This is a genomic window from Pantoea cypripedii (assembly GCF_011395035.1).
Classification (GTDB): domain Bacteria; phylum Pseudomonadota; class Gammaproteobacteria; order Enterobacterales; family Enterobacteriaceae; genus Pantoea; species Pantoea cypripedii_A.
The window spans coordinates 3,604,846-3,627,553 of the sequence record NZ_CP024768.1 but is presented as its reverse complement, the minus strand read 5'-3'; the positions used below and the strand labels follow the sequence as shown (position 1 = coordinate 3,627,553).

Genomic DNA, 22,708 nt, shown 5'->3' with positions numbered 1-22,708 from the left:
AATCCCGACCCTGGATTGTAGGGTGCGCATTTATGCGCACCTGGACTTAACGCTTACTCAGTGCTTCCCACAGACCCAGCAGGTAGGTGGTGCCGAGCGCGCGGTCATATAATCCATAGCCCGGACGACCGGTTTCGCCCCAGATAAAGCGGCCATGATCGGAGCGGATATAGCCGTCAAAACCGTTGTCATACATCGACTTCAGCACCTGGTACATATCCAGCGAGCCATACTCGGTGGGATGGGCGCATTCGTAGAAATCTTTGTCCTGAATGATTTTGATGTTGCGGACATGGGCGAACGGGATGCGGTTACGGCGTGAGAACTCGGCCAGAATCGCGTACACATCATTTTGCGGATCTTCGGCAATCGACCCGGTGCACAGGGTAATGCAGTTGGCTGGCGAATCGACCACGTTACAGATCCAGTCGAGATCGTCACGATTCTTCACCACACGCGGCAGGCCGAAAATGGAGTACGGTGGATCATCCGGGTGAATCGCCATCTTCACACCCACCTCTTCGCATACCGGGATCACTGCTTTGAGGAAATACGCCAGGTTTTCGCGCAGCTTCGCATCATCCACCCCCTGGTACTGGGCAAACAGATCCTGCACTTTCGCCAGACGCTCTGGCTCCCAGCCCGGCAGGGCAAAACCGTTAGAGCTGCCCAGCACCTCCTGCACCACGTCATCCAGGCTTTTATCGATGCCTTTCTTCTCGAACGCCATGGTGATGGATCCGTCTGGCAGCACGTAGTTCATCTCGGTCTTCATCCAGTCGAAAACCGGCATGAAGTTATAGCAAATCACCTTCACGCCGACTTCGGCCAGGTTGCGGATGCTCTGCTTGTAATTCTCGATATAGCCATCGCGGCTCGGCAGGCCGATCTTGATGTCGTCATGAATATTGACGCTTTCGATCACTTCCACGGTCAGACCGGCAGCCTGAGCCTGATCCACCAGCGCTTTAATCTTATCCTTCGGCCAGGTTTCACCCACTGGCACATCGTATAGCGCGCCGACGATGCCCCGGACACCCGGAACCTGGCGAATATATTCCAGTGAAACCTTATCTTCTTTCGGACCAAACCAACGCATTGTCAGCTGCATAATGTCATCCACCATCATCGTATCTGTGATAACTGATAAACTACCATTCTAGTATTCACGATGACAGCGCCCTGCAGTGATCAACCCATGATCGTCGTCACAGAACCGCATTTATCCTGCGCACGGGAAAGTGTGGGCACAACTAAACCCATGTTGGCGGGAATTCAATCCTAATCAGGACTTAGATATGTCTGATCTACTACCATAAATGATTAAAAACAGCGTGGTTCGCTACGATTAGCCATAAATTTCGCTATAACCTCTGATTTTCAGGCGATTTACCGCTGCTCATCGGCTTTTAACTGGGATCATTTACAGAATATTCCTGGCAGGCACAATAAACCTTATTTCTTTCCCTCCGTGAATCATGTCCGAAGAAGCGCTGCAGCAGCAGATTCAAAACCTGAAAAAGCATAATTCGCGACTAAAACGTATCGCGCATGATGCCCGTAATAAGCTCAGCGCTGCGCTTGATGGCACTGGGCTATGTTTGTGGCAGCTGGATATTCCCAGCGGCAAGCTGGTTATTTTTAACCGGCGCTGGGGGGCGATGCTGGGTTTCCAGCCCAAAGAGCTGAGCGCGAAGTTTGAAGTCTGGCGTGAGCACCTGCACCCCGAGGATGCGGATGAGGTGCTGAAAGCGTTTTACGATCATATCGAAGGCCGCGCCCCTTATTATGAAGCGCTGCACCGCATGATCGCCAAAAACGGCAAAATTACCTGGGTACTGGATCGCGGGCGTGTCACCGAATGGGATGAACAGGGCAATCCGATGAAGGTGACGGGCACCCATATCGATATGACCAAAGAGAAGAATTACGAGGCGCAGCTGTCGACGCTGGCCAATCACGATCCACTTACCGGCCTTACCAACCGCCACGCGTTATTAAACCACTTTAGCAAGATAAAAAAGCAGGGGCCGCTGTGCGTGGCCTACATCGATCTTGATAACTTCAAACACGTCAATGACACCCTGGGGCACCGCAGCGGTGATGAAGTGCTGATGCAACTCAGCCAGCGTATGCGCGACGCTGTGCCGCCGAACGTGGTCATTGGCCGTATCGGTGGCGATGAGTTTGTGCTGCTGATGCCGTTTCTGCTCGACTACCCCAAAGTGCGCATCATGGCACAGGCGGTGCTGGATGCGGCACTTACGCCATTTGAGCTGGATAATGGTACGGCGCAGATTGGTGCGTCTATCGGCATTGCCCAGGTGCAGGAAAATGATGATTTCACCGCAGCGCTGACGCGTGCTGATGAAGCCATGTACAGCATCAAGAAAAATGGCAAGCAGGGGTTTGGTTTAGTGTCGTAACTGCCCGATAGAAAAAGTAAGAATGACTGATTTCTCTGATTTCATATTTCACTCAGAAAACAGGAGCCGGGAAGGCGCATTATCATCTTTCTTATATATCACTCACCACATCATTATGATTTAGTGTCACGTGATTTTTATTTTTCCTCCTGCTACTGGTGATTATCTTCTTTGTAGATAGGGTGTTATATCGGCACCACAGGAGGTAAAACCTGAATATTAATGGAGATAGAATATGTCGGAGATGACTATCGGCACGGTTGCTGCCAATACAACGTGCGGGCAAACAGATAATACACCCCCCTCGACGTCAGTGAATGTCACTAATAGCAGCGAAACATTACTTTCAAATGCAACCCCAAAAAAGGACGTGTTTGCCAGCGAGAATTTTTACGGCCAAAAGTTTCCCGGTGTTAAAAATAAAGCCATGATTGATGCTGACTTCAGTGGCAACCGTTTTACGGATGTGGCCTTTCTGGGAGAACGAGGTAAGCCTTTAGAAATCAGACGATGTAATTTCAATGGGATCGAGGCGAGCAACATTGAAATGGCATATGTTAAATTTACCGAGGGTACCAGTTTTATTAATGTGAAGAAAATTGACGGTCTGTATTTTTCCGGCCCGGCGAATTTACGCGAGGCAAGGTTTGGTTGTCCTGAACGAAGAGGTATTGTGTTAAGCAGGAAGCATTTTGCCGACCTGCAAAAAACTTTCGATAATTTTTGTGATGATAATTATTCTGGCCAGCCCGCGATGCTGTTTAGAACGATAGAAACCATAATTAATTCAAGCTTGCAGCGTGACTTTAAAGAGCAGTTAGTGGAGTTTTTTTGTGATATTCCGGAACTTGATTATGCCCTGGCGCATTCTGATGCACTGCGCCAATCGATGTTGTCCCATATGCTCAAAACGCCAGAGAAGTCAGAGCAGATTACTCGCTTTCTGGAAGATAAACTTATCCGCTACCACGCTAATTCATTGATAAAAAATGATGAAAAGGCCAGTCTGGCATCTGTCCTCAGTAAAATGACACCAGAAAAACAGCTCGAATATCAGTTCCTGGTTAACCAGCTACCGGATGTGCGTCAGACGATGAATACACATCCCACGTTACAAGCATTTATGGACTGTGCCCGGCAGTTTGATAAGTCACCAAAAGAGGGCGTGATTTTTTATTTCCCGCCGTCCGAACAGGCTATCTATATTCCCGCCGCAGAGTTTGACAATCTGATGTCTGGTGAAACCGCACCGGAAAATGCGCGCCTGTTAACCTGTGATGATGGAAGAATCATGATAACGCCATTGACCGATAAGAAACGGCAAACGCTGCTACACAACTTCCCGGTACTTGAATCATTGTGGCATGGTCGTGGCAGTAAACTCGCTGAAGTCCTTGCTCCATTGTTTAATGTCCCTGCACATATGGAAGCACGCCGAGATGATATCATCCGCCTGGAAAGTCTGGTGTTGGCTCAACTCACCAAGGACGCACACGGAAAACTCAATCTGGATGATATTGGTGATGTTTATCTGCTAAAACAATTATTCACACCCTTTATGAACTATATAACCGATGAATCTGATGATGCCGGTAATAAAAGGACCGTGCTGATTGAGCAGGTTTGTCATCATCTGAACCTGGCAAGCAGTGGGCTTACTCCGCAACAGCAAAAATTTGTCGCCGCTATTCTGCTGACGCGTGTCTTTGCCAACCTGTTTTCTCCCACACTTTGCAGCACAGACAGTGCCAGTCACAGCTGGTTTCTTGATTTCGCCAAACAATTTCTAATTGATGCTTATGATTACGCCCCAAATGCGTCGCTTGCTGATGGGGTAGATACCCTGCTGTCACATATTAATGAAAACCGCACGGTTTCAGCGTTATTACTGATTAACTCGCTGCAGTTTATCAGTGATAACGATGCCGCGATCGCCGGGGAAATTCACAGACATAGCCCTGTATTCTGAGCCAGAGTGGCAACAGAAGGCATCAATGCCTCCTGTCTCATTCCAGCGGGCAAAAACCCTCAAAACGCGAAGCAGGAACAGCCCAGCGCCCCCCAGAAGGCATTGTTATCGGAGACCGGCACCGACGACTGACGTGCAACATCGTGGGCATGGCTGTGCACGCCACACGGGCCGCTGCACTGATGCACCTTCGGCATCATTGCAGCACGTCCCGCTGCCTGCGGCGGTGCGCTGCGATAATGACCCGGCACGGTCACCACCGGTGACCACTCCGGCAACACCGGCACCGGTGGGGGTGCCAGCGGGGTAAAGCTGCCCGCTGCGTAAACCACATCACCATCAACCAGAGTCAGCACCGATTCAATCCCTTTAATCTCCTCTTCCGGCACGCTAAAGAAATCTTTCGACAACAGCACCAGATCCGCCAGTTGCCCAACCTTGATCTCACCTTTGGCGCTCTGCTCGCTGGAGAACCAGGCGCTGCCTTTGGTCCACAGCATCAGCGCGGTTTCGCGGTCGATGCGGGCGTTATCATCATAGAGTTGCATACCGCCGACGGTGCGGCCAGAGACCAGCCAGTACAGCGCCGTCCACGGGTTATAGCTGGCGACGCGGGTGGCATCGGTGCCCAGACCCACCGGTACTTCAGCATCCAGCATGCGCGCCACCGGCGGCGTCTGTTTCGCCGCCTGTTTGCCGTAGCGGTCAACAAAATATTCGCCCTGGAACGCCATGCGGTGCTGCACCGCGATACCGCCGCCCAGTGCCTTAACCCGTTCGATATTGGCTTCGGTGATGGTTTCCGCGTGATCGAAGAACCAGTGCAGGCCGTTAAACGGAATGTCGCGGTTTACTTTCTCGAACACATCCAGCATACGGCTGATGGATTCGTTATAGGTGGCATGCAGGCGGAATGGCCAGCGGTGCTCCACCAGATGACGCACCACGCGTTCCAGCTCATCTTCCATGCCCGGGGCCAGATCCGGGCGTGGTTCGAGGAAGTCCTCAAAATCGGCCGCTGAGAACACCAGCATTTCTCCCGCACCGTTGTGCCGCAGGAAATTGGTGCCCTGGCCTGGTTTCAGCATATCGGTCCACTTTTCGAAATCTTCCAGCTCATGACCAGGGCGCTGAGTAAACAGGTTATAGGCGATGCGCACCGTCAGCTGCTTTTTGGCATGCAACTCAGAAATCACATCGTAATCATCGGGATAGTTCTGGAAACCGCCGCCAGCATCGATAGCGCTGGTCAGTCCCAAGCGATTCAGCTCACGCATAAACTGACGGGTAGAGTTGACCTGTTGCTCCAGCGGCAGTTTCGGACCTTTTGCCAGCGTGGCGTACAGCAGCATGGCGTTGGGACGGGCGATCAGCATCCCGGTCGGGTTGCCGTTGCTGTCGCGCTGGATCTCGCCGCCCGGCGGATTCGGCGTGTCTTTGGTGTAACCCACCACTTTCAGCGCGGCGCGGTTGAGCAGGGCGCGGTCATACAGATGCAGGATAAACACCGGCGTATCCGGCGCGGCAGCGTTGATTTCGTCCAGCGTTGGCATGCGACGTTCGGCAAACTGGAACTCGGTCCAGCCGCCGACCACGCGCACCCACTGCGGTGATGGGGTTCGCAGGGCCTGTTCGCGCAGCATGCGCAACGCATCCGCCAGCGACGGCACGCCTTCCCAGCGCAGTTCCAGATTGTAGTTCAGGCCACCACGAATCAGGTGCAGGTGTGAGTCGTTAAGGCCGGGAATGCCTGTGTGGCCTTTGGCATCGATAATTTGCGTGCTGCTTCCGGCAAAGCGCATCACTTCTGCTTCGCTCCCTACAGCGAGAAACTTGCCATCTTTAATCGCCACGGCGGTTGCCAGCGGATTGGCGCGGTCAACGGTGTGGAATTTGCCGTTAGTCAAAATCAGTGAAGCGGTGGTCATGTGTCTTCTCCTGTCAGATTATGCTTTGCTGCCAATCAGCCATTGTTTCAACACGCGGGTCAGCAGTGGCATCCACAGGAAAACCACTAACGCCACCACGCTGGCATTGTCGAGAAAATTCCCCCACAGCGTGCCGTGGCTGACAGGCAACACCGTATTCCAGAACCAGGGGACCAGGTTGGCTGAGGGGAAAATCACCCCCAGCGTCAGTAAGTATTGTTTCCATTTGGCGGGTTTGACCTGGCCTTTTTGCGTCGGGGTGAACCAGAACGCCGCGCCGGGACGCACTTCGATATGTTCCGGCTGGGCGAGGATGGCAGGCAGCTCTTTAACCAGCTCCTGGCGAGCCGGGGATTTCAGCCAGGCATACAACTCATCCATGCCGATAAAGCGGATTAGCACGGTGTAGGCGTTGTCGCCATGTACCGGGCGCAGCACGTTCACCCCAAGGTGTCCTGGAAAGCTGGCGGCCTGCGGCATGATGGTTTCCAGCCACTTTTCGTAATCGGCCTGCTTTTCTGGCTGGATGCTGTGCGTGATCACCAGCGTGACATGATGAGCCTGTTGTGAGTATTTCATGGTCTGTTCCTCGGTGCGTCTCGCGGGTGAAAGTGCTTGCTTCGTTGAGGAAAAAAATACGAAATGAGAGCGTTTATTGATAACGGATTGTTTTTGGGTTGTTGTTCAACAAATTTTGGGGAGGGGATGAGGAATGCGTTTAAACCTTGAAGCGCTGCTGATTCTGGATGCGCTCGATCGTCACGGCACCTTTGCCGCAGCGGCGGCAAGGCTGTTCAAAACTGCGTCCGCACTGAGTTATACCGTGCAGAAAATGGAAAGCGATCTGAAAATCACGCTGTTGGATCGCTCCGGCCATCGCGCGACTTTTACGCCGACCGGCCGTCTGATGCTGGAAAAAGGCCGCACATTATTACGTGCGGTGAACGAGCTGGAGCAGCAGGCGCGTTACGTGGAAAGCGGCTGGGAGAGCCAGCTGGTGATCAGCGTCGATGCCTCCGTGCCCTTTAGCCTGCTGACCCCGCTGATTGATGAATTTTACCAGCAGCATTCGCATACTCAGCTCCAGTTCCGCCACGATGTGCTGGCCGGCTGCTGGGAGGCGCTGCATTACGGCGAGGCGGATATGGTATTTGGTGCGGTGCAGGAACCGGCGACGCGGAAAGAGATTGGCTGTCAGCCGCTCGGCTGGCTGGAGTATGTGTTTGCGGTCGCGCCTGAGCATCCGCTGGCTGTGGCACCGGAGCCACTGCTGCGCGAACAGATTCGTCAGTATCGGGCGGTGACGGTGCGTGATTCTTCGCGTCACGGCGCGGGTATCGATTTACGCGTGCTGGATGAGCAGAAGACGCTGAGCGTGCATGATTTCCCGTCCAAATTACAGGCGCAGCTTGCCGGGTTGGGCTGCGGTTATCTGCCGCGCTATCTGGCGGAGCCGCATTTGCGCAGTGGCGCGCTGGTCGAACGTCAGCTGGATAGCGAATGTCGCCGCGACATGGCGTATCTGGCATGGAATGAAAGCGCGAATGGCAATGCGGCCACCTGGTGGCGTGAGCGCTTGCCCACGCTGCCAGATCTGCACGATATCTATCTGCCTGCCTGAACTTAAATCGAAATGTGGTGGCTGACCTGCGGCGGTTCGTCACCCTGATGATATTGCAGCACCGCCTGTTGCAGCTCCACATCGGCGTGAGATACGCGCTGATGCTGACGCAGGTGTTCCTGCCACGATTCCACCAGGAACCATTCCAGCAGGGCGGTGGGATCGTCGCTCTGCTCCATCAATCCCCAGGCATAGGCTCCGTCACGGCGGCGCGCGGCGGCCAGTTTGCGCATCGCCTGTTTGAAGTCAGCACGATCGGACTGCGGCACCTGATAGCGCACCTGAATCATCACCGGACCACGACGCACATCCACGTCATCGCTTACCACCGGTTCCGCCCAGCGCTGTGCCGGTTGCAGATCGGCTTCCCCGGCAGGCAACACCAGGCGTTTCAGCAGCAGGGCGCTTCCCAGCAAGGTCACGCCTGCCAGCAGCAGGGTATTCGCCAGCCCGATATATTGGGCAATCAAACCCCAGACCAGGCTTCCCCCGGCCAGCGTGCCGTTAAACACCATCAGATACACCGCCAGGCCACGTCCACGTACCCAATCCGGCAGCACCGCCTGCGCCACACCGTTCAGGGTGGTCAGGGCGATAATCCAGCCAACGCCCAGTATCACCATCAGCAGCAACGCCAGCCACTGCGGCGGACTCAACGCCAGCGCCAGCATCACCACTGCGCTAAGCAGCGCCGAGAGCAGCAGCAGGCCATCGTTGCCCATACGCAGACGAAAACGGGGCAACAATAGCGCACCGGCAATGGCACCGGCACCCACCGCACCCAGCAGCAGGCCGTAAAATCCGGCGGTGCCGTGCAGCATATTGCGAGCGACCAGCGGCAGCAGTGCCCAGATGGCACTGGCGAAGGCGAAGTAAAACATGGCTCGTAGCAACACGCGGTGCAAATCGCGGCTGGCGCGGACATAGCGCAGCCCGGCGCGGAAGGCACCAAAGAAGTGTTCGTTCAGCTCAGTTTTGGCTTTGGCCGGACGTTTCCAGTACAGCAGTGCGGCAACCACAAAGAAGTAACTGGCGACATCCGCGCCGTAGGCCACCATCGCACCGAAACTGGCCAGCAACAGGCCACCGGTGGCGGGGCCAATAGCCCGCGCGATATTGATGCCGAGTGAATTCAGCGCGACAGCGTTTTTCAGTTCATGACGCGGCACCAGCTCCGGCACAATCGCCTGCCAGGCGGGGCCAAACAGCGCGGCACCGATGCCGCCGACAAAGGTCAGGCCGATCAGCCATTCGGTGGTCAGCCAGTTGTTATGCGACAGTACCAGCAGGGTGCCGCTGACGCTGGCCATCAAGATCTGCACAGCAATCAGCAACCGGCGGCGGTCAACGATATCGGACAGTACGCCCGCAGGCAGCGCCAGCAGAAACACCGGCAGGGTGGCGGCCGTTTGCATCAATGCCACGGCGGCCGGGTTATCAGACAATCCGGTGACCAGCCAGGCGCTGGCGACATCGCGGATAAAGCTGCCGGTGTTGCCTAATACTGAAGCGGTCCAGATCAGGGCAAATAACCCGTAGGCGAAAGGGGAAAAGGCACTGCTGCGTGCTGTTACAGGCGGTTGGCTCATGGTCAATCTCCGATAAGGTTGCGATGACTGCACATTACGAAGCCTGGCTGATGGTTGATAGCGGAAAAAATCGGGCAACTTGTTCAGGCTTTTTTGACAGGTTCCGGGCACAAAAAAGTTTGAACAAGTCGTCAAAAACTCTGCTTTAGGTTTTTCTGCCGACCGGGGGTAATTTGATTAGCGAGACACAACATCACTCACCTGACGGAGAAAAATTATGAGCACTTTCAAAACTAAAGACGGCGTAAACCTGTATTACAAAGACTGGGGCAAAGGCCAGGCGGTACTGTTCAGCCACGGCTGGCCGCTGGATGCTGACATGTGGGATAGCCAGATGAATTTCCTTGCGGAACGAGGCTACCGGGTTATTGCGTTTGACCGCCGTGGTTTTGGTCGCTCAGAACAACCGTGGGAAGGTTATGACTACGACACCTTCGCGGATGATATTCATGGCCTGATTGAACACCTGCAACTGGACGATGTCACCCTGGTGGGCTTCTCCATGGGTGGCGGCGATGTGTCACGCTACATTGGCCGTTACGGCACTGCGAAGGTGAAAGGGCTGGTGCTGCTGGGGGCGGTGACGCCGATTTTTGGTAAAACCAGCGATCATCCTGAAGGGGTGGAGACCGCGGTATTTGACGGCATCAAAGCGGGATTACGCCAGGATCGTGCGCAGTTTATCAAAGACTTCGCAGTGCCTTTCTATGGTACCAATGCCGGACAGACGGTATCGGACGGCGTGATGACTCAGACGCTGAATATTGCGCTGCTGGCCTCACTGAAAGGCACGCTGGATTGTGTTACGGCGTTTTCCGAGACCGATTTCCGGGCGGATATCGCCAAAGTGGATGTACCGACGCTGGTGATTCATGGCAGCAACGACCAGATCGTACCGTTCGAAGCCACCGGTAAACTGGTGCACGAGATGATTCCGGGATCGGAGCTGAAAGTGTATGAGAATGGTCCGCACGGTTTCGCGGTGACGCACCAGGATCAGCTGAACGCCGACCTGTTGGCGTTTTTGCAAGGTAATTAATTCCCGCACATTGCCGTAGCGGCGCGATAAATCGCGCCGCTACGGCAAGGATATCAATCCGCCAGCAAATGCCCGTACATTGCCATTAACCGACGTGTCACACCGTTGGTCCAGCCAAAACCATCCTGCAACGGATACTCACCACCACCACCCGGACGGGCGCGCTCGCCGCTGATGTCATACTTCTCCACCAGTTTGTGGTGCAGCGAATAGAAGTTTTTCACCGTGGTCAGCCAGTTAACCGCAATCTCTGTTGCCAGCGTCTCTTCGCCGTAATGATTCAGCCCGACAATCGCCATCCATTGCAGCGGTGCCCAGCCGTTAGGCTTGTCCCACTGCTCGCCGCTTTCTACCATCGAGGTGACCAGCCCTCCCTGCGTCAGCAGCAGCTGGCGTAGGGCCACCGCCTGCAAATGCGCCTGCTCCGGCGTGGCTAAGCCCAGGAACAGCGGCACCACGGCGGCGGCGGTAAAGGCACCAAAACGCTGACGTCGCCAGTCATAATCGCGATACACTCCGGCGGTTTTATCCCAAAGATAGCGATGAATGGCGCGTTTGCGCACATCGGCTTTTTTCTGCCATGCCAGCGCCGTCAGCTCCTCACCTTTGGCGTGCGACAGGGTGGAAATCATCAGCTCCAGCTTGTAGAGAAACGCGTTCAGGTCGACCGGAATGAACTGCGTGGTACGGATACTCGCCAGCCGGTGCGGATCGCGCAGCCAGCGTGAGGAGTAATCCCAGCCGGAAGCCGCTCCGGCACGCAGATCGCGATACACCTCGTTTGCCGGGCGGCGTGATTTGCTGGCGGTTTCCACGTCTTCGATCCAGGATTCATCACGCGGTGTGTCGCGGTCATCCCAGTAGCGATTCAGCAGCGAACCATCCGGCATCCGCACCACATGGCGGTAAGCCTGGTCAGGCATCAGCGAACCGGCACCGTCCATCCAGAACTGGTACTCCTTCATCAGATGGTCGAGATAGCGTTTCGCCCCGCGAATGCCATCCTCTTCAAACAGCTCCACCATCAGCGCAAACACCGGCGGCTGCGAACGGCTGAGATAATAGGTCCGGTTGCCATTGGGCACATGACCGTAGTTATCAATCAGCCAGGCAAAGTTGTCGGCCATATCGCGCAGCAGATCGTCACGACCACTCTCTGCAAGGCCCAGCATGGAGAAATAGGAGTCCCAGTAGTAGGTCTCACCAAAACGTCCACCGGGCACCACATAAGGTTTCGGAAGCGGCAGCAGCGATGAATGCGGCATATGTTGCTGCGGCATTTTAGTCAGCACCGGCCACAGCTCATCAATATGTTCTGTCAGGGTTTTATCCGGATTAGAAACATAAAAACTTTCATTGCTCTGCGGCAGATAAAAATGGTCATGCACGAATTTGCCGAGATCAAAATCAGCCGAACGTTTGCGGCGACGATAGCGGATTAAAATATCCAGCGGATCATATTTTGGCGCACAATCCGGGAAGGTTTTGCTGTCGGCAAATATCCGCGACATCTGTACATGCTCAAAAAGCTCCATGTATCGATCGGCAGGGGTGAGCGCATCCGGGGCTGGTAAGCCTTCAATCAGCTCTGGCTCTGGCTCCGAATCCTGCATGCCTTCAAGGATTAACTCATGGGGGTCCTGTTGATACTCCAGTTCCGCATCGCCACGACGCTCTTCGAAAACATTATTTTGCTGGTGGATAGTATTAATAGCAGCCTCCTGAAAAGTCCCGGTTGCTTAAAGTGCAAATTATAGAACTCTCAATCCTCAGAGCAACAATGCGAAATATCTATGAACGTAATAAATCATGTCTATTGATCGGTTATTTTGGTGATTTTTGAGTGATTACAAGGCGCTATATTTCAGGAAATGAAAACGGTATCTGAAATGAAGCTATAAATAATCGGACAGAATTATCTGTAAATAAGAAAATCGCCATCTGATGGCGAAAAAATGCGGAAAATATTGATCAATTAATGGCAAGCGCAACGTGAAAAATGCGCCCCAGGGGGCGCACGCGCTTAGTCTTCGCTGACCCGATAGCGTTCCAGCCAGTGGGCGTAGGGGGCGGGCAGCACCCATGAAGGTTCGCTTTTACCCAGCGCCAGCGCAGCATGATAAGGCCAGTGCGGATTTTTCAGGTGCGCACGACCGATCATCACCAGATCCAGCTGACCTTGTTCAATGGTGGCGTTCGCCACCTGCGGTGTATCGATGCCCCAGGCCGAGGCCACCGGGATATCGGCTTCGCGACGCACGCGTTCAGCGATAGGGGCCATAAACGGGCTACCCCACGGAATATTGGCGTCCGGGGTGGAAAAGCCCATGCTGACGCTCAGCAGATCCATACCGTTGGCGCGCCAGTATTTAGTCAGGGTGATAGCTTCCTGCATCGTCTCTTCATCGCGACCATCAAATTCCAGCACGCCAAAGCGCGCGGTGAGCGGCAGGTTTTCCGGCCACACGGCACGCACCGCATCAAAGGTTTCGCGCAGGAAACGGCTGCGGCCAAAGGCATCGCCGCCGTATTCATCGGTACGCTGGTTGGCGTGGACCGAGAAGAAGCTCTGCGCCAGGTAGCCGTGCGCAAAGTGCAGTTCCAGCCACTCGAAACCGGCGTCACGGGCGCGTTTCGCGGCGCTGACAAAGTCATCACGCACGCGTTTGATATCGTCCAGCGTCATGGCTTTGGGCACGCGCGGCAGGTTATTGCCGAAGGCGATGGCCGAAGGGGAAAGGGTATCCCAGCCGCGTGCATCGTTCTCGCTGATATGATCGTCGCCTTCCCACGGCTTATTGGCGCTGGCTTTACGTCCGGCATGACCAATCTGGATGCCCGGTACGGCACCGGCCGCTTTGATTTCCCGCGCGATACGGGCCAGTTTTTCGGCCTGTGCATCGTTCCACAAACCCAGACAACCCGGGGTGATACGACCTTCCGGTGACACCCCGGTGGCTTCCACAATGACCAGACCCGCACCGCCGCGTGCCTGGCTGCTGTAATGCACGTAGTGCCATTCGTTGCTCAGGCCATCGACCGCGCTGTACTGGCACATTGGCGGAATGGCGATACGGTTACGCAGCGTCACATCTTTCAGTGTGAACGGCGAAAATAACCCTGACATAACAACCCCTTAATAAGCTAAAGCACGATAATTTGTTTGCCGCTGAAGTTGCGATGCTGCAACGCCTGTAACTGCGTGGGCAGCTGATCGTAAGGAAAATGCAGCAGCAGTTCGCTGTGTAAGGTGCCCTGCGCGATTTGCGCCAGCATACGTTCACCTTGCTGGGTCAGCGCGTGCCATTGCTGCGCGTCACCATGAAGATGCAGTGCGCCGAGCGCTACTTCATGCAGCGAGAGCGCACGGCCAAACGGCGTGCATGGCCACTGTTCTACCCGCCCCTGGATGCACACCAGATGGCCATTCGCCAGCAAGTTACCGGTCAGACTGGCCGCGTGTTCCGGGCTAACGGCATCAATCACTGCATAGAAGCGCGAGGCATTGTGCAGTGGATCGCTTAAGGTGTACTTCGCACCGAGTGCTTGCAGGCGGGAAAAATGGCGCTCGCTGCTGAGTGTCGTCACCGTAAAACCCCGTGCCTGCGCCAGCTGCACCAGGAAGTGACCGACCGATCCCCCGGCACCGGCAATCAGCAACGGCGCGCCCGGCTGGGTGGGCACTTTTTCGATGGCCTGCCAGGCAGTTAATGCCGGGCAGGGGAAGGCCGCTGCCGTCGCAAAATCGATAGCATCCGGCAGGCGCATCAATACCTGGGCGGCAATGGGGGTAAATTCGGCAAAGCTGCCGGGACGTTGCAGGCTCTGGTGATAAGCCACACGGGTGCCGAGCCAGCGTTGATCAACATCTGCTCCAATGGCGACCACGGTGCCTGCGCCATCCACACCCGGTACTTTGCCGATTTGGCTGTCGAGCACTTTCCAGTCCACCGGATTCAGCCCGATCGCCGCGTTCTGCACCAGCACTTCGCCGGGTGGCAAAGCCTCTGCCGTCAGATAACGATCCTGAAGATCGTGCGGCGCGTTGCCGCCCTGCCAGACCCAGCCGCGCCAGTCATTCGGCACGTTAAACATAGGCACCCGCCGAGTAGGTCAGCTCATAGCTGTGGCTATAGATCTCAATGATATTGCCGAACGGATCTTCCATATACACCATGCGATAGGGCTTCTCGCCGGGGAAATATTCGCGCACCGGCATACGTTGTTTGCCGCCAGCCGCCACGATCTTTTCTGCCAGACCTTCGACATCCGGATCCTGCACGCAGAAGTGAAACACGCCGGTTTTCCAGTATTCAAAGTTGTTTTCTGGTTTTTCTGCCGCTTCGAATTCAAAAATTTCCACGCCAACCCGGTCTCCGGTGGAGAGATGGGCAATGCGGAATTTCTCCCAGCCGCCGCCAAATACGTCGCTGCACATGACGCCGATGGCGGAGTTATCTTCTTGGATTTCGGTTGGTGGCATAATCAGATACCAGCCCATCACTTCGGTGTAAAACTTCACGGCCGCATCGAGATCGGTCACTGACAGGCCAATATGAGAAAAGGTACGAGGATAAGGAGCAGTCATCTGCGTTCTCCATGTGTCGAAAAGATCTACAGGCTACTGCGCAACGGGTATAATGAAAACAGTGATTCAGTTATGGGTTTTATAAAATTTCATTATGTTCAATCCACAATGGTTAAAATCGTTCGCCATGCTGGCGGAGCTGGGCAGCTTCACGGAAAGCGCCGATCGTCTGGGGATCACCCAGGCAGCAGTCAGCCAGCATATCCGCCATCTGGAGCAGCAGCTGGGGCCGTTGATCCTGCGCAGCAAGCGTCCGCTGGAGCTGACCCCCGCCGGGCTGGCGCTGCTGGATTATTGCCAGGAGGTGGATCGCGCCCAGCGCCATCTGACGATACGGCTGAGCGAGGAGGACGTGACCTGTGGCGAGGTCAGCCTGATTTCACCGGGCAGCATCGGCCTGCGCCTCTATCCACTGCTGCTGGCGTTACAACAGCAGTACCCGGATCTGAGCATCCGACATCGCTTTGCCCCGGATAGCGAGGTGATGGATGCCGTGCTGCATAACCGTTACGAGATGGGATTGGTCACGCAGAAGCCGGACGATAAACGGCTGGTGGCGGAGAAGTTTGCCGAAGAACCGCTGGAGCTGGTGGTACCGGCGGGCGTAAAGGTACACGATTGGGCGGATCTGGAGACGCTGGGTTATATCGATCATCCGGATGGTCAGGCGATGGCGACGCGTTTGCTCAGCCGTCGTTTTCCGGGGAATCCGGGCGTGCGTAATTTGCCGCAACGCGGATTCAGCAATCAGATCAGTTTGATCCTTGAACCGGTGGCGCGTGGGCTGGGGTTTGCGGTGATCCCGCAGTCGGCACGGCTGGCGTTTGCGCGGCCAGAAGCGATCCAGGTGGAAAGCTGCGGTGTGTCACTGGTGGATACCATCTGGCTCATCCATCGTGCCGAGTGGCCATTGTCAGGCCGTGCTCAACAGGCACTTCGCTGGCTGGAGGGTAAGCTGTAGCGGCGCGATTTATCGCGCGGGTTTTCCGGCACATCGCATAGAATTGCGCAATAAATTGCGCCGCTACGAGGGGATGAGATTATTTCGCCAGCGCCGCTTTAATCACATCGGCGTAAGGTGTGGTCGCGCGGCCAATCAGCTTGCTCAGCGTTTTGCTGTTATCAAACAGCCCGCCCTGCTCAGCACCGGCATCGGAATCCGCCAGCATCTCCGCCAGACCATCCGGCAAGCCCGCACCTTTCAGCGCCGCCGCGAATTCCGCCTGCGGCAGATTGATATAATCCACTTTCTCACCAGACTGCTGCGCAATCTCAGCGGCGAATTCTGCCAGTGAATAACTCTCGTCACCGGCCAGTTCATAGATTTTGCCCGCCTGATCGTCACGACTGATCACTTCGGCGGCCGCTGCCGCATAATCGGCACGCGCTGCAGAGGAGATACGACCTTCACCTACCGCGCCGATAAACACATGATGTGCCAGGGCCGGTGGGATGCTCGCCGCATAGTTTTCGGTGTACCAGCCATTGCGCAGCAGCGCGAACGGAATGCCGGAAGCCTTCAGCTGTGCTTCGGTGGCGCGATGTTCCACACCGAGGTCGAGCGGTGAGGTGTCGGCATGCAGCAGGCTGGTATAAGCGATAAAACCAACGCCCGCCGCTTTGGCTGCGTCAATCACCGCTTTATGCTGTGCTTCACGCTGTCCGACTTCACTGGAAGAAATCAGCAGCAGTTTATCCACGCCAGCAAAGGCGCTTTTCAGCGTTTCTGGCTGGCTGTAATCAGCAGCACGCAGTGTCACACCGAGCGCGGCCAGGTCTGTCGCTTTTTCCGGTGAACGCACCGCCGCAATCACTTCGCTTGCCGGGACTTTCTTCAGTAATTCGTTGATGACCAGACGGCCCAATTGGCCGGTTGCACCTGTAATCGCAATCATGATGTTCTCCTTCAGTTTGAACTGGTATGTCATCATCCTGGCGTATAAACTAACTTTTAGTAAGTACTTACAGAATTGTTAGTTTGGCGGAAAAAACCTAAATGTCTGAAAACCTGAGTGATAAATTTAGCCGCGGTGAGTTGCTGAACGTCAATTGCCCCTCGCGCGAGGTGCTGAAGCGTATTACCAGCCGCTGGAGTGTGCTGGTATTGCTGGCTTTACGCGAGGAAACGCTGCGCTTCAGCGAGCTGCGTCGCAGAATCGGTGGCGTCAGCGAACGCATGCTGGCGCAGACGCTGCGTTATATGGAAGAAGATGGCTTTGTCGCGCGCATCGCTTATGACGTGGTGCCGCCGCATGTGGAATACCATCTCACCTCGCTGGGACGTGAAGTCGAAGGGCAGGTCATCGGCCTGGCGGACTGGCTTGAGAGCAACCTGCATCGCATTCTGGAAGTGCGCGAATCTGCGTGACCCGGTCGTACCTAAATGCCGACCCTACGTTTTACATCAACGATGTAGGGTGCGCATTTATGCGCACCAGGATCTTAGTGCAAATATTTCTCAAACCATCCTAAGGTTCGGCTCCACGCCAGCTCTGCTGCTGCCTTGTCATAACGCGGTGTCGAATCATTATGGAAGCCGTGATTCACACCGGGATAAATATACGCCTCGTAAACCTTATGGTTGGCTTTAAGTGCCGCTTCATACGCTGGCCAGCCTTCATTGATGCCTTTATCCAGCGCCGCATAATGCAGCAGCAGCGGGGCCTGAATTCGCGGCACATCTTCAGCCTTCGGCTGGCGGCCATAAAACGGCACTGCGCAGGCCAGCTCAGGAAAAGCCACTGCCGCCGCGTTGGCGACACCACCGCCATAACAGAAACCGGTAATGCCAACCTTGCCGGTGCCAGCCTCGTGATGCATCAGGAAATCCACCGCGGCGAAAAAGTCGTTCATCAGTTTGACCGGGTCAATCTTCGCCTGCATGGCGCGACCTTCTTCATCATTACCCGGATAGCCACCGACGGAACTCAGCCCATCCGGTGCCAGCGCGATATAACCGGCTTTTGCCACGCGGCGGGCGACGTCTTCGATATAGGGATTCAACCCGCGATTCTCATGCACCACCACCACGGCAGGGACTTTGCCGCTGACTTTCGCCGGGCGCACCAGATAACCGCGTACCTCTCCGTGTCCCTGTGGCGATGGGTAGTGAATGTACTCCGGGTTGATATCGGGATCGGTGAACTCCACCTGCTGCGCCAGCGCATAGTTCGGACTCATGGCACTTAACAACGTGGCACCGGTCATCCCGGCGATGGTGAACTTTGCTGCCAGTGTAATGAACTCGCGTTTGCTGATTTTGCCGTGGGCGTAATAGTCATAAAGCTCAAGCAGTTCCTGCGGAAAATCCTGTGCGGTAAGACGTGTCATAACCTCTCCTTCGCTGATTAACCAGATGGTATTGCCGCTCTAACAAAGCACAGTCAGGAGCAGGTGACAAATGGCATGACGCAAAGGGTTAAGGATTTTTCTGCACTTATGTTGTTACCTGTAAGCAACATAAAACCCTTTTTTTGTTTCTGATTTATTATTGTTGAGTTAACAAATTGGATATTTTTAAGCGGCTGACTATAATTTATAGCTGGATATCCCACCCGGAAAATTAACTCTTTTGTGGGGTGGAATAAAGCATAAGTTAAATCCATTTCATTGATTTTACATGAATTAGTGACAGTTAAATTTTTGCAAAAGACACTGTTATAGTTTTGTTGATCCTCACTGTTTATTTTTAAAAACACCACTTCCTTTTACAGTCACGCTCTCTTTCTTCGACTCGCGGGAAAATAAATTCGTTGCCGTTCAGGCGTTAATTATAAGTAAAAACTGGTGTTCTATTTGGCAAAGAGGTAAGCAATGTTTGGATTAGATGCCTTTCACCTGGCAAGGATACAGTTCGCATTTACTGTCTCCTTTCATATTATCTTTCCTGCCATCACCATCGGTCTCGCCAGCTTCCTGGCGGTGCTCGAAGGTATGTGGCTGAAATCCCGTAACGAGACCTATCGCGATCTCTACCATTTCTGGTCCAAAGTCTTTGCCGTGAACTTCGGCATGGGTGTGGTCTCTGGCCTGGTGATGGCTTATCAGTTCGGGACTAACTGGAGTGGTTTTTCACAGTTTGCCGGGAGTATCACCGGTCCGCTGCTGACCTATGAAGTCTTAACCGCCTTTTTCCTCGAAGCGGGTTTCCTTGGTGTCATGTTGTTCGGCTGGAACCGCGTCGGACCCGGCCTGCACTTCTTTGCCACCTGCATGGTGGCGCTCGGAACCATCATATCGACATTCTGGATTCTGGCTTCCAACAGCTGGATGCACACCCCGCAGGGTTACATTATTCAGAACGGCGTGGTGGTGCCGCAGGACTGGCTGAAAATCATCTTTAACCCCTCGTTCCCGTACCGTTTGCTGCATATGTCGACCGGTGCCTTCCTCGCCAGCGCCTTCTTTGTCGGTTCTTCGGCGGCCTGGCATCTGCTGAAGGGGAATGATAATCCGGCCATTCGTAAGATGTTTTCGATGGCGCTGTGGATGGCGCTGATCGTGTCGCCGATTCAGGCGATGATCGGTGACGCGCACGGTCTCAACACCCTCGAACATCAGCCCGCGAAAATTGCGGCGATAGAAGGTCACTGGGAAAACCCGCCGGGTGAAGCGACTCCGCTGATCCTGTTCGGTATTCCGGATATGGAGCAGGAGCGGACCAAATACGCGTTGGAGATCCCTTATCTCGGCAGCCTGATCCTGACCCACAGCCTCGACAAACAAGTTCCGGCTCTGAAGTCGTTCCCGAAAGAAGATCGCCCGAATTCCACCGTAATATTCTGGTCGTTCCGCGTGATGGTGGCGCTGGGGCTGCTGATGATTACCCTGGGCGTGATCAGCCTGTGGCTACGTTTCAAAGGGCATTTATACCAGTCGCGGCCCTTTCTGTGGTTCGCGTTGCTGATGGGGCCGTCGGGTCTGCTGGCGATTCTGGCGGGGTGGTTTACCACGGAAATTGGCCGTCAGCCGTGGGTGGTCTATGGCGTACAACGCACCATCGATGCGGTCTCCGCGCATGGTGATCTGCATATGAGCATCAGCCTGCTGGCGTTCATTCTGGTGTACTGCTCGGTGTTTGGCGTGGGGTATGGCTACATGATGCGTCTGATTAAACAGGGGCCGCAGGAGGGCGAAGGTCACGATGTGACGCCGGGTGGCCCGGGTCAGAGCAACACGCCAGCACGTCCGCTGTCTGCCGCTACCCATCAGGAGGGAAGCCACAAATGATCGATTTTTCTATTATCTGGTTCGCGATCATCGTGTTCGCCATCCTGATGTATATCGTGATGGACGGTTTTGATCTCGGTATTGGCCTGCTGTTTCCCTTCAACAAAAACCCGGTCGAGCGCGACATGATGGTGAACACCGTCGCCCCGGTGTGGGATGGCAATGAAACCTGGCTGGTGCTCGGCGGTGCCGGGATGTACGGTGCCTTCCCGCTGGCCTACTCGGTGATTGTCGATGCTCTGACCATTCCGCTAACGGCGATGCTGGTCGGGCTGATTTTCCGTGGTGTCGCCTTTGAGTTCCGCTTTAAAGCAACGGAATCACACCGCCCGTTCTGGGACAAAGCCTTTATCTGGGGCTCGGTGCTGGCAACCTTCAGTCAGGGCGTCTCGGTGGGAGCCATCATTAATGGTTTTCCGGTCAGTGGCCGCACCTTCGCCGGGGGCTACATGGACTGGCTGGCACCGTTCCCGCTGTTCTGCGGACTCGGCCTGTTGGTGGCTTATGCGCTGCTTGGCTGTACCTGGCTGATTATGAAAACCGAGCATGAGCTGCATCGTAAGATGTCCGCGCTGGCAACGCCGCTGGTGATTGCGCTGCTGGTGATTGTCGGTCTGATCAGCCTGTGGACGCCGTTCAGCCATGAGGCGATTGCCCAACGCTGGTTCACCCGTCCCAACCTGTTCTGGTTCCTGCCGGTTCCGGTACTGGTGCTGGTGTGTGCGTGGGGGATTGTGCGCGGTGTCAAACGCGAAGCCCATTACAGTCCGTTCCTGCTGACTTTGCTGCTTATTTTCCTCGGTTTCTCTGGTCTGGGTATCAGTGTGTGGCCGTATATCATTCCGCCTTCCATCACCATCTGGCAGGCAGCATCACCCGCCATCAGCCAGGCATTTATGCTGGTGGGCGGTCTGCTGATTATCCCGGTGATTCTGATGTACACCTTCTGGAGTTACTACGTGTTCCGCGGAAAAATCAAAGCCGACGAAGGATACCATTGAGATGCCAGGCGGGGTCAGCAACATGCATAACCATACTGAAGCGAAAGCGCCATTCTGGAAACGTATGATGTGGCTGGTGATCATTTACGGCGCAAGCGTGCTGGCACTAGGTGTGGTGGCAACGCTGTTTCGGATGATGATGACGGCTGCGGGGATGCGCTCGCATTAAGACATTCGGATGCGATTTTACCTGGTGCGGATAAATCCGCACCCTACAGACGTAGGGTCGCCATTAATGGCGACCCGGTAAGCAATCATATCGTTGCCTGCGTAAAAATTAGCTAACTAAGCAATTAATGCTTTTCCCGTTACGCTTTCTTTACTCTTCCTTACATTGGTAATACGTTTTTGTTATATTTATGTGACCGATAACGCAAATTCTGCGTCACCCACTTCCTTTCGATCATCACAGAAATGCTTAGCCTGAATCTGAAACAACAGTACATCGACGATTTGGTGGACTGGATTGAAGCGAACCTGACCGACGACCTCAACATCGATCTGATTAGCCTGAAATCCGGTTATTCCAAATGGCACATGCAACGCATGTTCAAAGAAATGACCGGACAAACGCTGGCGTCCTACACCCGCAAGCGTCGCCTGACCATGTCGGCGATGGCGCTGCGTCTGACGCGTATGCCGCTGATTGATATCGCCGTGCGCTTTGGTTTTGATAACCAGCAGAATTTTACCCGGGTGTTCAAAAACCATTTTTCGCTGACTCCCGGCGCGTTTCGTCGCATCCCGGAACTCCAGCTGAAAGACTTCCACAGCCGCATTACTACCCGACATCGCTGGGTTGACGTGCGACTGTCAGAGAAACCGGAGCTGCAACTCAGCGGAGAAGTGATCGAATGGGAATGCCGCTTTGGTGAGTTCATTCATGATCATGGCCATGTGGTGGCACAGCATGCGCGTGACTTCGTCGCCTTTGCCGGACAGCATGCCAGCAAAGGTTGGCTGGGCTTTCAGTTCAGCCCCGGAGAAGGGTCTGCCGATCAGCAGCACATTAGCCTGTTCCAGGCGCTGGAGAGCCAGCATGGCGATGTCCTGCCGCGTAATGCCGTGAACTGGACGGGTGAAAGCGGTTTATATGCGGAAGTGGACTGGCAGGGCTCGCCGGAACACATCAACGCCTTTACTTCCGACATGTATTACGTCCATCTGCCCGCGCTGGGCGTGGCACGCCGTCAGGGTAAGGATTTACTGCGCCTTGATCTGCAAAACAGCACGCCGGATCGTCTGTTCGGCACCTTTTTTATCCCGGTTACTGCCGGATAATGCATAAATCGTGCGGTAGTCTGTGATAAACCGCACG

20 protein-coding genes are annotated in these 22,708 nt (G+C 54.8%); 10 read left to right on the top strand and 10 right to left on the bottom strand.

The window, feature by feature from the left end:
- Positions 1-46: 46 nt before the first annotated feature.
- Positions 47-1,111 (bottom strand): mannonate dehydratase, encoded by a 1,065-nt coding sequence (gene uxuA, locus CUN67_RS16835; protein ID WP_208716441.1) that lies wholly within the window; start codon positions 1,109-1,111, stop codon positions 47-49.
- Positions 1,112-1,478: 367 nt separating this feature from the next.
- On the opposite strand from uxuA, the gene CUN67_RS16830 reads away from it, so the two are divergent.
- Entirely contained in the window at positions 1,479-2,426 is a 948-nt protein-coding gene (locus tag CUN67_RS16830; RefSeq protein WP_208716440.1) for a GGDEF domain-containing protein, read from the top strand.
- 235 nt (positions 2,427-2,661) lie between these two features.
- On the top strand, positions 2,662-4,395 hold the full coding sequence (locus CUN67_RS16825; RefSeq protein ID WP_208716439.1) for a hypothetical protein: 1,734 nt from the start codon (positions 2,662-2,664) through the stop codon (positions 4,393-4,395).
- 59 nt (positions 4,396-4,454) lie between these two features.
- On the opposite strand, the gene CUN67_RS16820 is transcribed toward CUN67_RS16825, so the two are convergent.
- Both CUN67_RS16820 and CUN67_RS16815 read right to left on the bottom strand, forming a co-directional pair.
- Complete coding sequence (locus CUN67_RS16820) at positions 4,455-6,323, bottom strand: amidohydrolase (RefSeq protein ID WP_208716438.1); 1,869 nt, start codon at positions 6,321-6,323, stop codon at positions 4,455-4,457.
- 18 nt (positions 6,324-6,341) lie between these two features.
- Positions 6,342-6,902 carry an antibiotic biosynthesis monooxygenase gene (locus CUN67_RS16815; RefSeq protein ID WP_208716437.1) on the bottom strand — a complete coding sequence of 187 codons (561 nt, stop codon included), beginning with the start codon at positions 6,900-6,902 and terminating at the stop codon, positions 6,342-6,344.
- Positions 6,903-7,035: 133 nt separating this feature from the next.
- Here CUN67_RS16815 and CUN67_RS16810 point away from each other — a divergent pair, with 133 nt between their 5' ends.
- On the top strand, positions 7,036-7,944 hold the full coding sequence (locus CUN67_RS16810; RefSeq protein ID WP_208716436.1) for a LysR family transcriptional regulator: 909 nt from the start codon (positions 7,036-7,038) through the stop codon (positions 7,942-7,944).
- Between the two features lie 2 nt (positions 7,945-7,946).
- On the opposite strand, the gene CUN67_RS16805 is transcribed toward CUN67_RS16810, so the two are convergent.
- The gene (locus CUN67_RS16805; RefSeq protein WP_208716435.1) at positions 7,947-9,533 is read right to left on the bottom strand and encodes an MFS transporter; all 1,587 of its coding nucleotides are present in this window, start codon (positions 9,531-9,533) and stop codon (positions 7,947-7,949) included.
- 217 nt (positions 9,534-9,750) lie between these two features.
- Here CUN67_RS16805 and CUN67_RS16800 point away from each other — a divergent pair, with 217 nt between their 5' ends.
- Positions 9,751-10,572, top strand: a complete 822-nt coding sequence (locus CUN67_RS16800; protein WP_208716434.1) for an alpha/beta fold hydrolase — start codon at positions 9,751-9,753, stop codon at positions 10,570-10,572.
- 53 nt (positions 10,573-10,625) lie between these two features.
- Here CUN67_RS16800 and treF read toward each other — a convergent pair whose 3' ends face one another.
- The 4 genes from treF to CUN67_RS16780 all read right to left on the bottom strand — a co-directional run bounded on the left by treF (position 10,626) and on the right by CUN67_RS16780 (position 15,160).
- Complete coding sequence (gene treF, locus CUN67_RS16795; protein WP_208717246.1) at positions 10,626-12,284, bottom strand: alpha,alpha-trehalase TreF; 1,659 nt, start codon at positions 12,282-12,284, stop codon at positions 10,626-10,628.
- A 311-nt stretch (positions 12,285-12,595) separates the two neighbouring features.
- Entirely contained in the window at positions 12,596-13,699 is a 1,104-nt protein-coding gene (locus CUN67_RS16790; RefSeq protein ID WP_084876644.1) for an NADH:flavin oxidoreductase/NADH oxidase, read from the bottom strand.
- A 17-nt stretch (positions 13,700-13,716) separates the two neighbouring features.
- Positions 13,717-14,667, bottom strand: coding sequence for a zinc-binding dehydrogenase (locus tag CUN67_RS16785; RefSeq protein ID WP_208716433.1), 951 nt, complete (start codon positions 14,665-14,667; stop codon positions 13,717-13,719).
- Positions 14,660-15,160, bottom strand: coding sequence for a lactoylglutathione lyase family protein (locus CUN67_RS16780; RefSeq protein WP_208716432.1), 501 nt, complete (start codon positions 15,158-15,160; stop codon positions 14,660-14,662). Before CUN67_RS16780 ends, CUN67_RS16785 begins: the two co-directional genes overlap by 8 nt.
- A 94-nt stretch (positions 15,161-15,254) precedes the next feature.
- Here CUN67_RS16780 and CUN67_RS16775 point away from each other — a divergent pair, with 94 nt between their 5' ends.
- Entirely contained in the window at positions 15,255-16,121 is an 867-nt protein-coding gene (locus CUN67_RS16775) for a LysR family transcriptional regulator (protein WP_208716431.1), read from the top strand.
- A gap of 79 nt (positions 16,122-16,200) precedes the next feature.
- Here CUN67_RS16775 and CUN67_RS16770 read toward each other — a convergent pair whose 3' ends face one another.
- Complete coding sequence (locus tag CUN67_RS16770) at positions 16,201-17,055, bottom strand: SDR family oxidoreductase (protein ID WP_208716430.1); 855 nt, start codon at positions 17,053-17,055, stop codon at positions 16,201-16,203.
- 101 nt (positions 17,056-17,156) lie between these two features.
- On the opposite strand from CUN67_RS16770, the gene CUN67_RS16765 reads away from it, so the two are divergent.
- Positions 17,157-17,528 carry a winged helix-turn-helix transcriptional regulator gene (locus tag CUN67_RS16765; protein ID WP_208716429.1) on the top strand — a complete coding sequence of 124 codons (372 nt, stop codon included), beginning with the start codon at positions 17,157-17,159 and terminating at the stop codon, positions 17,526-17,528.
- Between the two features lie 74 nt (positions 17,529-17,602).
- On the opposite strand, the gene yghX is transcribed toward CUN67_RS16765, so the two are convergent.
- Positions 17,603-18,490: a YghX family hydrolase gene (gene yghX, locus CUN67_RS16760; RefSeq protein ID WP_208716428.1), complete on the bottom strand. Its 888-nt coding sequence runs from the start codon at positions 18,488-18,490 to the stop codon at positions 17,603-17,605.
- 483 nt (positions 18,491-18,973) lie between these two features.
- On the opposite strand from yghX, the gene CUN67_RS16755 reads away from it, so the two are divergent.
- From CUN67_RS16755 to CUN67_RS16740, 4 genes are all read left to right on the top strand, one after another.
- Positions 18,974-20,389, top strand: a complete 1,416-nt coding sequence (locus CUN67_RS16755) for a cytochrome ubiquinol oxidase subunit I (RefSeq protein WP_208716427.1) — start codon at positions 18,974-18,976, stop codon at positions 20,387-20,389.
- The gene (cydB, locus tag CUN67_RS16750) at positions 20,386-21,390 is read left to right on the top strand and encodes a cytochrome d ubiquinol oxidase subunit II (protein ID WP_208716426.1); all 1,005 of its coding nucleotides are present in this window, start codon (positions 20,386-20,388) and stop codon (positions 21,388-21,390) included. Before CUN67_RS16755 ends, cydB begins: the two co-directional genes overlap by 4 nt.
- 22 nt (positions 21,391-21,412) lie before the next feature.
- Positions 21,413-21,559, top strand: a complete 147-nt coding sequence (locus CUN67_RS16745; protein WP_254711359.1) for a DUF2474 domain-containing protein — start codon at positions 21,413-21,415, stop codon at positions 21,557-21,559.
- A 245-nt stretch (positions 21,560-21,804) separates the two neighbouring features.
- Complete coding sequence (locus tag CUN67_RS16740; RefSeq protein WP_208716424.1) at positions 21,805-22,671, top strand: helix-turn-helix domain-containing protein; 867 nt, start codon at positions 21,805-21,807, stop codon at positions 22,669-22,671.
- Positions 22,672-22,708 lie beyond the last annotated feature (37 nt).